Below are 14,379 nucleotides of genomic sequence, written 5' to 3'. Positions count from 1 at the left end.
GAACCGAGGAGAACCCCAATGACGGAACAAGTCACGCCCCTCGTGGAAATGCGCAATATTTCCATTTCCTTCGGTGGTATCCATGCGGTGGAAAACGCCTCTGTCGATCTTTTCCCAGGTGAGGTGGTGGCCCTTCTTGGCCACAACGGCGCCGGCAAATCGACGCTCATCAAGATATTGTCCGGTGCATACCGGCGGGATGGGGGCGAAATCCTCATCAACGGCGAGGATGCGGATATCCGCAATCCCCGCGACGCCAAGAAATACGGCATCGAAACCATCTACCAGACGCTGGCGGTGGCGGATAATGTCGATGCGGCGGCCAATCTTTATCTCGGCCGCGAGCTGAAGACGAAATGGGGAACATTGGATGATGTCGCCATGGAAGCTTCGGCCCGCGAGGTCATGGGGCGTCTCAACCCCAATTTCCGGCGGTTCAAGGAGCCGGTGAAGGCGCTTTCCGGTGGCCAGCGGCAGTCCGTGGCAATCGCCCGCGCCATTCTGTTCGATGCCCGCATCCTCATCATGGACGAACCGACGGCAGCACTCGGGCCGCAGGAAACGGCACAGGTCGGCGATCTCGTCAAGGAACTGAAACGGCAGGGCATCGGCATCTTCCTAATCAGCCACGATATCCATGACGTCTTCGATCTCGCCGACCGGGTGTTCGTCATGAAAAACGGCAAGGTGGTCGGCCATGCCCGCACGGAAGATGTGACGAAGGACGAGGTCCTCGGCATGATTATTCTGGGCAAGGTGCCATCAGGTGCTGTGGCCGGTCCGGGCGCGGTCGTTGCCTGACGACAGAATTCTGTCGTCTTTACTTCCACTACAAATCGAGGCCCGGTAAAAACCGGGCCTCGACAAATGCTGGGAACAAAAGTTCTTGGAGTTGACTAAAAAATATATGCGTCCGGTGTGTTTCAGCCCAGCCGGAACCGCAGACGAAAAATGTCTGCGGCTCTGCGCAATTGCAGACGCGGTCGTTAAAAAGCGGTGTTTTAATGGAGTTCGGCGTGTGCGAAACTGCTGCCGTTCATTTCTGCGCCGGCCGGTAGCGAGCCATGCTGATTGATGTCCTGGGCCAGCGACAGCAATGCCATTTCTAGGAAATAGGTCGACATCCCCAGTTCCAGAGATTTGGAGCGCTGGCAAAGATAGGAAACCATCCGCCCGAGCGCCAGAATCTCGTCTGCATTGTCCTCTTCAAGTATTGCTGCGGTAGACGCCACCATGATTCCCTCTCGACAGTCGACAGTATGAAAACGCGTTGATCCCGCGTTGTTCATTTTCGACCACATCGAGCGTCACGCGAGCGTCACACCTGCGTCAATCGTCGCTCTTGTTTTCCGGCGCGCCGTTATTTTCCGCCGCTTCGGTAGCCGCAAGCGATGTCACGAGGGCAACGATGCTCTTGCGCACGGTTGCGCTCTTGATTCGGGCAAAGGCCTGATTGAGCGAAAATCCTTCATTCGACGCAACGAAAGACTGCATGGCATTGATCGTGCCAAGGGCGGGATTGGCGTTTCCGACATCCGGCGTCGCATTGGCGAACAAAGAGCTGACATCGACGCCGAGAACCGATGCAATGGCTTGCAAACGGGACGCGCCGACGCGATTGGCACCCTTTTCGTATTTCTGGACCTGCTGGAAGGTAATGCCCAACCGGCCCGCCAGCGCGCTTTGACTCATGCCGAGCGACTTGCGGCGCATTCGGATTTGTGTACCCACATGCACATCGATCGGGCTGGGTAGTTTGGCCTGCATCATGAACTCCTCCAGTTGTGAGGTTCTTAAATTGGATATTTATCAATTAATATTGTTGAAGGTAGACATTCAACACAATTTCCACGGGTATTGTGAGGTGTTACTGATAAAGTAAGGCTGTTTTCCGTCGGTATGCTGTGCTGGTTGACGGTTTATCACCTTTGTTGCACATCGCAATGCCCCGTTTCGGCTGGCAAAATGGCTCCAGCCTGCCACGCCGATGGCTTGAAAGCCCAGTCTTTCCCAAATTTTCCTGTTCTCTCGGTCGAAACCGTCGAGCGTTTCCGCATCACCGAAATGGGGAACCCAGACGAATGGCTTCTCTTGGTCGGAGCGCACGATATTTTCGACAAGCACGTTGTTATAAAGCCGAGGCAGGCATTTTTTGGTGTCGATGGCGGGTAAAACCGGAATGGGATTTCGCAGGATTGCGAAGCCCTGCTGTGCCAGCAATAGAACGGAGGCATCCAGTTTTCGTTTCAAATCCATCGCATTACGGGCGTTGCATTCATGGGCCACCGGATCCGCAACCAGCAATAGCGGGTGGCCATCGCGTCTTAGACCTGTGACCGAAACGAACTGGTCGACGTGGAAACCGCATTGGTGGATTTTTCCGAAGGTGATCGCCGGAGGCGACGTGTTTGCCAAGGTAAGAGCGATTGAGGCCGAGGCATTGCCGAGGTCTTCCGGCCGATATCCGAAACTGCGCACGGTTCTGTAGTCGATTGCCTGAACCCGCCGCCATTGTTGCGGCCGTTCGGTTGCCGCATTGTTTGCCATACCCCTGTCGTCCTGCAGGCTGGAATGGCCCACCAATCGAAAGTCCGGCCCGACTAGCTGGTTACCGCCCGGCAAAGTGACATGCGAAGCGTTGGCGGCAAGCCCGAGACGATTGGCGAGCTCGCCAGTGATGGCGCTTTCCGATGCACAAAGCAGTTCGGTTGCGATCCCATCAGCAGTCCGAACGTGGAACACGTCCTGTATCCACGGGTGCGAAACGCTGCTGGTTGCATCGAGCGGCAACAGTTCTGCGGTGCAGGTGGCTGCCAGCCTGCTGAGCCAGCTTTCAGCGGAGGCGAGACAGGGGCCATCGATAAGAACAAGGGCCGTGACGTCGGAAGGCAGAGCCGAAAGCAGGTTTCCGATCGGGATGAGAGGAGATACGCCCCCGTCAGCCCTGTCACCCGCAAAAAACGCGGCGGGCAAGGCAAGCGCGATTGTCCGGATCAGCCCTCCGCAATCGGGCAGCAGAGATGGGTGCGGGGCAGCGGTCAAGACGCTTTTTCTCCCGCCGTCTTCCGCGTGGCCAATTGCTGGAAAAATACCGTGTTCTGTAATTTCCACGATTGCGGCGGCGGGGATGGCAATTCTCCGCTGCCAAGCAGGCCTAAAAGCCGGGCCGCATCGTTGCGTTTGGCGGAAACCGCGTTTCCGGCCAGAAAATTTGCGGTCTCGAGGTTGAGGTTTGCCTCAGTTGCCATTGCACGCCATGTCCTGCGGTTAAAATGCAGCTTGCGGGCGGCGTTCAGCAAGGCGTCGTGTTCCTCTGGGGCGATAGCGGCGCGACACGCTTCGAGCGTCGCTTCGGCATCGACAAGCGCGATTGTCAGCGGGCGGTAGTCGAGTTCGCCGGGCGCGTGGCTGACTGCCACATCGGCGTCGGAAAAACGCAGCCCGTCCCGATAGGCTTCAAAGATTTCGCCGATGCCGATCATGCCGAAGGCCGCGCATTCCGCCGCTCTTAGCGCGCCCATGCTGGCGGCACCAAGAACAGTGACGCCGCCTGTCAGTGCAAACAGGATTTCCTTGTGCCACACGGCGGCGCAGTCACCGTAGAGGCCGTCGATCAGCCCGATTGTCCGGGCACCCTGCTTTACCGCGTCGAAAATATCGCCGCAGGCAGCCGGGCCACGAAGATCGAGGCCGGAAATCTGCGCGGGTGTGATGCCGTGGATGGACGGGCCCGCAAAAACCACCGGCTTCATCAAAGGCCTCCGAGGTTCAGGAACCGGTCGAGCGTCCGCTGCGATATACGTTGAAGGCCACCACCGGCAGGGGTGAGGCCGCTTGCCAGAACCCGGACGACATGCAGACCGGATACGCCCGTTTCCAGCGCAAAGACATAGATGTCGTCGATCCCGGCGGCAAAAAGATGCTCTGCAAGCTGACGCCACGGGGGTAGAGCCGGATCGCTAATCGCAAAATCGAGACTGGCCGGGATCCGGTCCATCGGCCGCACCTCGGATGCCGCCGGTCCCGCCGCAAACATATCCCGCTGGTAGCGCAAAGGAGAGAGATCGTCCCTTGCGCCGCTGATGTCAGTCAGTCGCGACTGGATCGCCTCCAGCAGCGCGGCAATTGCCGCGTCATAGGTGCCAAACCGGCACGCTGCGCCGGCAGCGCTGCGGGTGGCAAGTCCGTCCTGCGCGTGGATTGACCGTGGCAGGCTTGCCATGACTACAGGCACGCCGAGCGTATTGGTGAGATCAAAGAAGCGGGGCGGCAGTCCGATATGTGAAAGGTGTTGAGCAAGAGCATCGAAGGATGCGTCGACACCCATCGGCAACACGACCGGTTCCGGCGCGATATTGCGGGTTTCGAAGGTATCGACGAGAAAGCAGGCGTCGTTTTCGATGAGTTCGAGCAGGGCGTGCAGAACCGCGTGGTCATGGTCGAAACCCGCCGCAAGACCTTGCGAACTCATGAGAAAGGCCTGCCGGTCCCAGGGGAAATCCGTGCGAAAATCCATGCCCACCAGTTCATAGGGGGCAAAAACCTCCAGCTGCTGGCGTATGGATGTTCCCTTCACCCAGGCGCGTTGGTTTCGCAGATCAAGAGTGTCCGGGTCGACCCGGCCGATTGTTTCGAAAGGAACGAGAGGGGCGCCCTTGTCCCGCATCTCACGAATGGAGCCGAAAGTGGTGATATGTTTGCGGGTGTCTTCGGCGACGGCACCTTCGATCGCTTCCATGATCGCGGAAAGCCGTGCCTGCTCCGCGACAAGCCCCTTGCCCTGGGAGACAGACAGTCCGCGTGAATTGGGCCGCGTCGCGAACCAGACGGGTATGCCGATAATATCGAGACCGGTCACGTCTCCGACGCGGGTAATCCCGAACCGCCGAAGCAGTTCGGGATCAAAGAACGAAGCGTCCGGATGCCCTAAAGCCGCTGTCGCTGGTATATGTGCGCCGTCAGCGGTCAAGGCTGCGGGGCCGCAATCAAGGCGCCGCGTTGGTGTCGTCGGCAAGGATGGCGTCGAACAGCTCGCCGGTGACGGAACCCGCCGGACCAACAGCCTTCAGGGCCGATTCGATCGGTGCCTGCACCATGCGGTTGAAATCCCAGCCGGCGTCGATCACTTCGCCGACAAAGGCGAAATCGGCCTCGGAAACGACAGCGCCGCCGGCGACGAGGGCTTCGATGCCCTGGATCTGTACCTGATCCAGCTCGTTTTCGGGCTGGCCGTCCTGACGAACGAGCATGGATTTTGCCGCCGCAGCAACGCGCGCGTAACCGTCCACACCGGGATGGCTGGCTTCATAGGCGGCAATCGTCTCATGCGAGACGGACGCAACCCTGAGCGGCGCCGTGCGAATGAAGAGAACGCCGAAACCCTTTTTTCCGACAATAAAGAAGTGCGAGGACATAATAACTCCTATTTGATCCCAGCTAATCGAAGTGCGTTATAGAATTTTTCATTCGCTACCGGGTCTCGGTCTGGGGACAGGCTGCTGATTTCCCTCGCCGTCATACCCGGATAGTTTTCCTGAAGCCTGCTGCCGGTTTCCCTGGCAGCGTCCAAATCACCGTGGAGCGCGTGGCTCGCGGTCAAGACGCGCAATGCCGGCTCGTCATTTTCCATGCGCGCGCACAGTTCTACTGCCGTGCCGTAATCCTCACGCTTGAACGCGATGCTGGCGCCCGCCCACCAGTAGATGTCGGGTGCGAGCGGATTGAGGTCGATGGCTTGCTGAAACTTTTCCCATGCGGTTTCGGCATCGCCGAAATGCGCGAGCGCATCGGCATGCTGGAGCAAAAGGTCGGCGGAGTTGGGCGCAAGCGCCTCCGCTTCGAAGAACCTTTCGGCGGATATGTCGAAATCCCGCTGGTAGAGCGCCACGACGGCGCACATCCAGTGGCCGACGCCAAGAGCGGGATCGATTTCGACTGAGGCGTCTGCCTCCGCCTTGGCGCGGTGCAGCAGGTGGGGGTCGTTGCCGCCCAGCATCAGCCATTCCAGCTGCAGGCTCTGCGCCACGCGGGCGCGGGCAACCGCCATGCTGTTATCCAGATCGACCGCCTTGCGGAACATCGAGCGTGCTCTTCGAAGAAGCGGCAGGTCGCACTTGCCGCGCAGAAGCTGCTGGCCCTCCAGCAATTGCCGGTAGGCCTCGCCGCTGTGGTTGCGGTCTGGTTCCACCTGAAGCCGCTCGATCTCGCGGGCAAGCCCCGCGGCCACCTGTTTGGACAGCAGTCGAAAAGCGGCGTGAATATGCCGCGCGGTCAGCACAACCTCCAGCGACCAGACGATTTCTCCGGTCGCTTCCTCGATCAGCGCTACCGACATGCGGGCATCGTCGAAAACCGTGGAGACGATGCGGTAATCCGCCCGCAACATTGCATAACTGTCGTCGGTCCGGTCGTGTGTCGCTACAAAGGTGCTGTGCGTCGAAAGAACGGTGAAGGTCCGGTATCGAACGAGACTATTGGCGACATCCTCGACAAAGGCACTCATCACCGGCGATACCGCAAGCCCGTCCACCCGCACCGGACGGCTGAAGGCGACGCGTGGTTTTGCCATCGGTTTTCGGCGGCTACCCTCATCCGGTTCGGCGGGGGATACTATCGTCGAGGCCAGACTTTGTATCCGCCGTCGAAGCGCCACTGTCTCGGCCTCCGGAGGTCGGTCCTCCTGGCGGAGCTGTTCCATCAGAAGCTGGAAAATTCCCTCGCAGGCGCTGGTGTTTCCCACCCGCGCATAGGCCGCCATGGCGGCGCGGTAGGTTTCCTCGCGCTCCGGCTCGATCTTCAGCGCGCATTCGGCAAGCGATGCGATGTTGTTCGAACTGGCGCGGCCGAACCGCGTCAACTCCTCCAGAAGCGGTGTATAGCTTGAAAAGAACAGGTCCTTGAGACGGCGTCGCTCAGACAGCAGCCAGAGATAAAGGTGGTCCTGCCCAGCCTCCAGCCCCTCCAGCAGATCGCCGCCGAATTCGAGCAGGGCTTGCAGCCGCTGCATCGGATCTTCTGCTCTCGCGCCGGCAAGAAAGATCGCAAGGTCGGTCCGCTGCGCCAGCTTTCCGGCCTTCAGGTCGTTCCCTTCTGTCAGAAGGATGGCATCGTCATCGCTCGACAGCTTCTGGAGGCGCAGGATCAGCTGCCGCAAATTGCCCAGTGCCCTTTTTTGCTCGACGTTTTCCCACAACAGCGATGCGGCCTGCTGGCGGGAAAGGGACTGGTTGGGAGCAAGGATCAGGGCGGCAGTGAGGGCAAAGCCCTTGGACGGGAAAAACGCTTGCCGCACCGCATCGCAGCGCGGGGTGCCAAAAAGCCGGATCGGTATCAGTTCAGCGTTCCCAGCCAATTTCGTTCCCTCATGAATCACCATCTAACAATGTGTCCGGGAAATTGAAAGTCATCATTGGCGTTCCATTTGACGCTGGTGTGACGCCGCTTGCCTATTGTCGTGAATAGAGGCGCGGGCGACGGGCGGAAAACAGCAATCATGCATCTGGCAGGCATCGGGAATTTTCGAAATTGATAGCGTTTAACGGAAGCTACATGGCGTTCGAGCCGCGTACTGAACCTTACCAGCGTGCCGACGACGTCGGTTATGCGGTGTGTGAGTTCATGTGGTTCAAAGGGCGCCCGTTCTATCCGGTTTCGGCGCTGGCCCATGCGAAGGTTGCCCATGCCAGACTGTCGGCATGCGACGACGAAGATGAAGACAATCTCGATATTATTTTCCGCATGCCATTTGCGGCCGGCGGGCATTTTTTCGAGATCGTGCTGCGCTCCAACGAAGGCACTTCTTACGGTGGCTGGCTGTGGGGAGAAGAGCTGGAAATACTGAACGAGGTCGTCAACGGCTATCGCGTTCTGGCGGTGAAGTTCGAAGACAGGCTGATCCGGTTTGAATATTCCAAGCGGTCTCATCGCTACCGGACAGCCGAACCGCTGCCGGTGGAGAAATCCGTCTTCCTGATCCAGCGGGAGGTAAGGCCTTACGCGGGAAGGCACGATTTGCCGGGAAGCCCGGCACGTTAATGGCAGGGCTGATGCCGATGCGTTTCCGGGGGAGCGCAAAAGCGTGGGGCGAGAAGGGGTTCAACTGGCGCGGCGCGTATTGCGCGCATCGCAAATTTGCCCGGTAAAGCCAAGGCTTTGTCGGGAGCAGCAGGTGAATTTTTTTTATTTTTATTGTGTGGAAGATTTGTGATGCCCAATGGAGGTAACATGCGTAACAGGCGGGTGTCATCACAGCTATTAGCGGTGAGTTGCGCCTCGGGTGACGACGTGCTTTCCCTTGACGGGAGCGCCAACGACGGCCCGCGTCCATCAGTTGCGAACGACAGGCTTTATGTCGTGGGCGAGCCGGTTTCTAGGAAGGCGCTGAAATCTCGCCCGCCGGAGAACCGGGTTGAGGAAGAGGCTTTTCGCGTGGCGGAAATCAGCAATACCGTCATCGATGTCGATATCAGGCTTGCTAAATGGGCCTGGGCCGTGCTGGTGATCGGGCATTGCTGGCTGATCTATTTCATGGTGACCAATCTCGGCTGAGGCCTCCCCCGGACATGCGCTCCGGCCTTTAACGCACTTCTCCGACGCCGTGCAGGATCATCGCCGCCGCACCGAAGGCCACGGGGTCTGTCGCAACCACATCCGGCAGCTGGATTTTCGGCTGTATCACCTTTGCGCCGTCGAACGGGTCCGAGCGTTCGTAATCCAGCCATTCCGCCAGCCGCTGTCGTACGATCCTTGGTAAGGTGCCGCCGACAAAGATTGCCGTGGGCGCCAGAACGGCGCTCACAGCGAAGGCGAGGCGCGCAACCTCCGGTCCCGCCCGTTCCAGCCACGCCTCAAACACGGCGGAGTTGCGCAAGAGGTAATCCGTCCAGATATCGGGTGCGCGCCCCGAGGGTTTTTCTCCCACATGCTCCACGCACCATGCCGCCAGGTCTTCGAAGGAGGGTCGCGAAGTGCTGCGGCCGCGCAAGGCGCCTATCTCGCCGGCATTGCCGAGATAACCGCGATAAAGCTCATTTTTGATAATGATGCCGCCGCCGATCCCCTCGGAGAGATAGAGATAAGCGAAATTTTCGTGTCCGTCCGCATTGCCAAGCGTCAGTTCACCCATGGCTGCGGCATTGGCATCATTTTCTATGATCACCGGACAACGCAGCGCCTCGCGCAGCATGGCGGAAAGGTCAGACCCGGCCCAGGAAATAACCTCTTCGGCAAGATCGAGCGACATGGCTTCCTTGCGAAAGCGGGTCGGCATGGCAATGGCCGCGCCGATCAGTTGGCTCCTGTTGATCGCATTTTTCGTCAGTAGTTCTTCGGATCCGTCCTGAAGCGCCCGTTGGACATCGGAAAACGCGTCGTAGGAGCCGCGCATCTGCAATTCTCCAACGATCTCTCCGCCAAAATTCAACAGCGTTAACATCACCGAATAACGGTTGGCGTGCGCACCAAGGGCGTAACCGACGGTTTTTTTGAGCGTGAGGTCGATATGGGGTGCGCCACGGCCTTCCTGCCGGCGTGCACCTTCCTCGATGATACCGCGCTCAAGCAGATTTCGCGTCATCATGCTCACGGCAGCCGGCGTTATGCTGCAATAGTCGGCAAGCTCGACCCGCGAGGCCGAACCCTTGCGCCTGATATATCCCAGAAGCGCGCCCTGTGTTGCGCCAATGCCTGCCAGCCCGCCCTGCCGTCTCTCAGTCAAAGTTTCACTCTCCCGCGCTTTACCTAGGGAAATGTCATGAAGCTGTTAATTAAGCAACTTAATTAAATAATCAGTTTCAACGGGAATGGATCACATGTTCAAGTCTCTCACCCTGATGGCCACGGTTGCCCTCGGCGCGCTTTTGCCGGCTGTCGCCTTTGCCGAAGACATCAACATCAAGCTCTGGACGCTCGCCGACAAGAATGCGCCGGGCCGCGTCACCAACATCGAAGCCGCCGCCGGCATCATGAACGCACAGTTCAAGGCAGCAGGCGTCGACAAACGCGTCGTCATCGAAATCAACAACAGCGCCGTGCAGGGCTGGGACTCCTTCGCGCTCGACACGCTGAAGGCGTTTTCGGTGGGGCAGGGGCCGGATATCTACATCCTGCCGCATGAATGGATCGGCCAGTTCGCGCAGGACGGCTATGCCATGCCGATGGAAGACAAGATCGCCGCTGCTCCCTGGGTCTATGGCGATATCCTGCCGGTTCTGTGGAATTCGGCCAAGGCGACGGACGGAAAGATTTACGGCATTCCGCAGGACGCGGAAATCCGCATGTTCTTCTACAACAAGGACATGCTGCGCAAGATCGGCAAGGACGAAGCCTTCATCGAAGGCCTTCCGGCCAAGGTCGACGCCGGCGAATTCACGCTCGACGATCTGACGGCCCTGTCGAAGGAAGTGGTAGACGGCAAGGCCGCACAATACGGCATGCTGCACCGCCCGAATGTCGGTATCGACTATCTGATGGTGTTCCAGTCCTATGGCGTGAAGTTCATGGACGAAAAGACCGGCAAGCTGATGTTCCCCAAGGCCGAAATGGCCAAGGCGCTCGGCTGGTATGAGCGCAATGCCAAGGAAGGCGTGACGCCCGTCGACAATACCGCCATGAGCTGGGAGGCGATCCAGACGGCCTTCAAGCAGGAAAAGGCCTTCATCTTCCATCAGGGTGTCTGGGCGGTTGCCTGGCAGGTGGGTGACAAGAACGGCGCGACCTGGCCGACAGATGGCAAGGGATACTTCAACAAGATCGGCTGGATTTCCGCTCCGGCAGCCGAAAAAGGCGGCAAGCCGGCCAACCTGTCGCACCCGCTGCTCTACACCCTCAATCCGAAGAGTGCCAATGCCGATATCGCCGCCGATCTCGTGGCGCTTGCGACATTGCCCTATTTCAACAACGAACACGCCGTGACATCCTATCATACGGCCATCAGCAACGCCCAGACGGCCATGCCGAAATACCGCGATAACTGGGTACTCTCCGCTGCTTCGCCGATGATGAAATACGCGCAGTTCGTGCCCAACCACACCAAGTTCGGCAGCTACAACAAGGTGCTGTTCAGCGGTCTGCAAGCGGTTGAGACCGGCAAGATGACGGCCGCGCAGGCGGTCGATTTCATCGCCGACGAGCTTGAGCTGCAATTTGGCGCGGAGATCGAAATCCGCGACGCCGCAAGCAACTGAGTTTGCCCGAAACCATGCCGCCCGGTTCTGCCGGGCGGCTTTTCCGCGTTCCCACCGGTATATCGTAATGTCTCAATTTCAGCTTCGGGCGCGCCGCCCGGCCCGGCCGATCTTTTATCTGGCTCCGGCTCTCGCCTTGCTTGGCGTGTTCTTTCTTGCCCCGATCGTCGTCAATCTGGTGATCGCCTTTACCGATATGGGCGCAAACCTGAGGGTGGGCAAATTCACGGTCGAGAATTTCCAGCGCATGTTTCAGCGCGACGTGCGCCTGCCGATGGTGTTGCTGACGACGCTGATCTATGTCGGCGCAACGCTGTTCATCTTCAATATCGGGCTTGGCGCGCTTCTGGCCGTTACGACCACGGCGATACCGGACCGGCTAGGCAACTTCTTTCGCGGCCTCTGGCTGCTGCCGCGCATGAGCCCCGCCGTGCTTTACGGCGTGCTGTGGATATGGATCGCCGATCCGACGTCTTCCGGCCTGCTCAACCAGTTTCTTGGCGCGCTCGGCGCACCCGCTCTCAACCTGCGCAACGACTTTCCGCTGTTTCTGGTGGTGGTGGCGAACGGTGTCGTCGGCGCGTCTTTCGCCATGGTCATCCTCACATCGGCCATCCGCTCCATACCGTCGCATCTGGCCAATGCGGCGCGCGTCGATGGCGCCAGCGAATGGGGTGTGCTTCGCCATGTCGTCGCACCCGCGCTCTCGTCACCGATCCGTTTCATCACGCTCTATCAGGCGCTCTCACTGATGACGACCTATGAATATATCCTGCTCATCACCGGCGGTGGGCCTGTCTACGATTCCACGACCTATCCGCTTTATATCTACCGGCGCGCCTTCGAAAACGGCGCCTATGCCTATGGTGCTGCACTTGCGCTTGGCCTGATGGCGATAGGCGTTGCCATCACCCTCATTCAATGGCGCATCAGCAATATGCGCTCGACTTTTGCTCCCGCCAAAATCGAGGTGCTGTGATGACGCTCGCCCACACCCACTCGCCTGCCCACAGCAGGCGTGCGCTTGATCTGAAGCCGGACTGGACGCGTCTTGAAAGGCGCAGCCTTGCCCATCGCGCCGGTTTCGTTCCCGTCATTCTTGTGTTCCTGACGGTGGTTTCGGTTCCGGTTCTCCTGCCCTACCTGTGGCTGCTGGTGAAGTCGCTCACGACTTCCGACGACAATCTCAGCCGACTTGTGCTGTGGCGCAGCGGCGCAATCGCCGCTTTTGCCTATGGCGGGGCGATAGCAGTTGCGCTTCTTTCCGAGCGCCTGCGCAATCCCGCGCTGCTATGGCTGGCATTTGGTGCCGTGGTTGCGGCGCTCGTCTTCGTGCTGGTGCTGCCGCATCTGACTATCGACAACTACAGTTTCCTCTGGAGCCGCGATATCGAGAAAACCGGCACCACGCGCATGGCGCTGATGCCATCCATCTGGACCGCCATGCGCAGTTCACTGCTGTTTGCCGCTTCCCAGACGCTGATCGTCGCGCTGGTCGCCACGCCGGCCGCCTATGCGCTGTCGCGCTTCACCTTCGCCGGGCGTGAAAATGTGCTGCGCGGGCTTTTGCTGCTGCATGCCTTTCCGGCGCTCGCGCTCACCGTCGCGATCTTCGTGCAGTTGCATTACATGGGCCTGCTCAACAATCTCTTCGGCGTCGTGCTGGTCATGAGTGCGCTTGAGCTGCCGTTTGCAATTTTTGTTCTCAAGGGCTTTTTCGACAACGTTCCCTGGGACATCGAAATGAGTGCCGTCACCGATGGCGCGAGCCGCTTCCAAGCCTTTCGCATGGTGGTTCTGCCGCAGGTAAGAAGCGGGCTGATCGCGGTTGCCACCTTCACCTTTCTGCGTGGCTGGGAAGAATATGTTTTCGTCCAGACCCTGCTCATCGAAAAAAGCCAGATGACGATGAGCCTCTATCTCTTCTTCGTGGCACAGGACAGCGCCGGCGTGAATTACGGCATGATCGCTGCCGTAGGCATCATCTATCTGTTGCCTGTGCTGATCATTTACATCTTCACGCAGAAATACATCACCCAGATGAGTTTCGGCGGGATCAAAGGATAATCGCCATGGCCAGGATCACCCTCGACAATGTCACCAAAAGCTGGGGCGACACCCGCGTTCTGCAACCGATGACCCTCTCCATCGAAGACGGCGAATTCGTCGCCGTTCTCGGGCCGTCCGGATGCGGAAAGTCGACCACGCTTTTCCTGCTCGCCGGGCTCTACGCGCCGACCGCGGGTCAGATTTCTTTCGACGGCCACAACGTCAATCGCATCGATGCGCGCGACCGCAATGTCGGCATCGTCTTCCAGTCCTATGCACTTTATCCCAACCTGACGGTGCGGCAGAACATCGCCTTTCCGCTGCGTTTCAAGAATGTTCCGCGTGAAGAAGCAGCGCGGCGGGTGGAGGAGGCAGCAAGCCTCGTGCAGATCAGCGCGTTGCTCGACCGACGGCCCTCGCAGCTTTCCGGCGGCCAGCAGCAGCGTGTGGCGCTTGCCCGCGCGCTGGTCAAGGAACCGAACATCCTGCTTCTGGACGAGCCGCTTTCCAATCTCGATGCGACCCTGCGCATCACCATGCGCGCCGAGCTGAAAAGCCTGCAGAAGCGCCTGAAGATCACCACGCTGATCGTCACCCATGACCAGATCGAGGCGATCACCATGGCGGACAGGATCATTTGCATGAACAACGGCGCCATTGCCCAGATCGGCACGCCCGATGATCTTTATCGCCGGCCCGACAATCTGTTCGTGGCCGGTTTCATCGGCACGCCGCCAATGAATCTCTTGAAAGGATGGGCGCAAGGCGGGCAGTTGCAGATTGGCGATGCCCTGCTCGACCTCAATGCCCGCTGTGACGGCGAAGTCACCTTTGGCCTGCGCCCGGAAGATATCGCCCTCGTCACATCGTCCGAGGCGCGGCTTGAGGGGCAGGTTACCACCGTCGAGCCCATGGGGCGCGAGGTATTCTACACGATCGATACGCCTGCAGGCATGATCCACGCGCTGGAATATGGCGAGACGATACGCCACGCGCCGGGAGATCGTGTCGGGATCAGCTGCAAATCGGCGCTGACGCTCGTGTTCGACGCCGCTGGCAACCGCATCGCCGGGCTGCATGCCGATCTCTCCCACCATTCGACTATTCCGGCGCGTGAACCGGAAGCCGTAAACTGACAGGAATTTCC

At 59.3% G+C, this 14,379-nt stretch carries 15 protein-coding genes; 7 read left to right on the top strand and 8 right to left on the bottom strand.

Annotated elements, in window-relative coordinates; translation table 11 throughout:
• The first annotated feature begins 18 nt into the window (after positions 1 to 18).
• On the top strand, positions 19 to 801 hold the full coding sequence (locus AB4Z23_RS06280) for an ATP-binding cassette domain-containing protein (protein ID WP_065659662.1): 783 nt from the start codon (positions 19 to 21) through the stop codon (positions 799 to 801).
• A 200-nt stretch (positions 802 to 1,001) separates the two neighbouring features.
• Here the strand turns inward: AB4Z23_RS06280 and AB4Z23_RS06275 are convergent, their stop codons facing one another.
• From AB4Z23_RS06275 to AB4Z23_RS06245, 7 genes are all read right to left on the bottom strand, one after another.
• Complete coding sequence (locus tag AB4Z23_RS06275; RefSeq protein WP_065687904.1) at positions 1,002 to 1,235, bottom strand: hypothetical protein; 234 nt, start codon at positions 1,233 to 1,235, stop codon at positions 1,002 to 1,004.
• Positions 1,236 to 1,329: 94 nt separating this feature from the next.
• A complete protein-coding gene (locus AB4Z23_RS06270; protein WP_025595440.1) occupies positions 1,330 to 1,767 on the bottom strand; it encodes a helix-turn-helix domain-containing protein in 438 nt (145 codons plus the stop codon).
• Between the two features lie 69 nt (positions 1,768 to 1,836).
• Positions 1,837 to 3,042: a hypothetical protein gene (locus AB4Z23_RS06265; RefSeq protein WP_065687903.1), complete on the bottom strand. Its 1,206-nt coding sequence runs from the start codon at positions 3,040 to 3,042 to the stop codon at positions 1,837 to 1,839.
• Positions 3,039 to 3,752, bottom strand: a complete 714-nt coding sequence (locus AB4Z23_RS06260; RefSeq protein ID WP_065687902.1) for a TfuA-like protein — start codon at positions 3,750 to 3,752, stop codon at positions 3,039 to 3,041. Before AB4Z23_RS06260 ends, AB4Z23_RS06265 begins: the two co-directional genes overlap by 4 nt.
• Complete coding sequence (locus AB4Z23_RS06255) at positions 3,752 to 4,858, bottom strand: YcaO-like family protein (protein ID WP_236736221.1); 1,107 nt, start codon at positions 4,856 to 4,858, stop codon at positions 3,752 to 3,754. The genes AB4Z23_RS06260 and AB4Z23_RS06255 overlap by 1 nt, the downstream gene beginning before the upstream one ends.
• Positions 4,859 to 4,985: 127 nt before the next feature.
• On the bottom strand, positions 4,986 to 5,414 hold the full coding sequence (locus tag AB4Z23_RS06250) for a hypothetical protein (RefSeq protein ID WP_003511290.1): 429 nt from the start codon (positions 5,412 to 5,414) through the stop codon (positions 4,986 to 4,988).
• An 8-nt stretch (positions 5,415 to 5,422) separates the two neighbouring features.
• Complete coding sequence (locus AB4Z23_RS06245; RefSeq protein ID WP_065687901.1) at positions 5,423 to 7,375, bottom strand: BTAD domain-containing putative transcriptional regulator; 1,953 nt, start codon at positions 7,373 to 7,375, stop codon at positions 5,423 to 5,425.
• A 173-nt stretch (positions 7,376 to 7,548) separates the two neighbouring features.
• On the opposite strand from AB4Z23_RS06245, the gene AB4Z23_RS06240 reads away from it, so the two are divergent.
• Entirely contained in the window at positions 7,549 to 8,034 is a 486-nt protein-coding gene (locus tag AB4Z23_RS06240; protein ID WP_065687900.1) for a hypothetical protein, read from the top strand.
• A 189-nt stretch (positions 8,035 to 8,223) separates the two neighbouring features.
• Entirely contained in the window at positions 8,224 to 8,547 is a 324-nt protein-coding gene (locus AB4Z23_RS06235; RefSeq protein ID WP_162719847.1) for a hypothetical protein, read from the top strand.
• Between the two features lie 28 nt (positions 8,548 to 8,575).
• On the opposite strand, the gene AB4Z23_RS06230 is transcribed toward AB4Z23_RS06235, so the two are convergent.
• The gene (locus AB4Z23_RS06230) at positions 8,576 to 9,715 is read right to left on the bottom strand and encodes an ROK family transcriptional regulator (RefSeq protein ID WP_112191711.1); all 1,140 of its coding nucleotides are present in this window, start codon (positions 9,713 to 9,715) and stop codon (positions 8,576 to 8,578) included.
• A gap of 94 nt (positions 9,716 to 9,809) precedes the next feature.
• Between AB4Z23_RS06230 and AB4Z23_RS06225 the strand changes: the two genes are divergently transcribed.
• The 4 genes from AB4Z23_RS06225 to AB4Z23_RS06210 all read left to right on the top strand — a co-directional run bounded on the left by AB4Z23_RS06225 (position 9,810) and on the right by AB4Z23_RS06210 (position 14,368).
• Entirely contained in the window at positions 9,810 to 11,183 is a 1,374-nt protein-coding gene (locus AB4Z23_RS06225; RefSeq protein ID WP_065687897.1) for an ABC transporter substrate-binding protein, read from the top strand.
• A 67-nt stretch (positions 11,184 to 11,250) separates the two neighbouring features.
• The gene (locus AB4Z23_RS06220) at positions 11,251 to 12,162 is read left to right on the top strand and encodes a carbohydrate ABC transporter permease (RefSeq protein ID WP_013761758.1); all 912 of its coding nucleotides are present in this window, start codon (positions 11,251 to 11,253) and stop codon (positions 12,160 to 12,162) included.
• Positions 12,162 to 13,250 (top strand): carbohydrate ABC transporter permease, encoded by a 1,089-nt coding sequence (locus AB4Z23_RS06215; protein WP_065687896.1) that lies wholly within the window; start codon positions 12,162 to 12,164, stop codon positions 13,248 to 13,250. The genes AB4Z23_RS06220 and AB4Z23_RS06215 overlap by 1 nt, the downstream gene beginning before the upstream one ends.
• 5 nt (positions 13,251 to 13,255) lie before the next feature.
• Positions 13,256 to 14,368 (top strand): ABC transporter ATP-binding protein, encoded by a 1,113-nt coding sequence (locus tag AB4Z23_RS06210; protein ID WP_019564839.1) that lies wholly within the window; start codon positions 13,256 to 13,258, stop codon positions 14,366 to 14,368.
• Positions 14,369 to 14,379 lie beyond the last annotated feature (11 nt).

This window comes from Agrobacterium sp. MCAB5 (genome assembly GCF_052114365.1).
Classification (GTDB): Bacteria; Pseudomonadota; Alphaproteobacteria; order Rhizobiales; family Rhizobiaceae; genus Agrobacterium; species Agrobacterium tumefaciens.
This window is presented reverse-complemented; position numbering and strand designations above follow the sequence as displayed.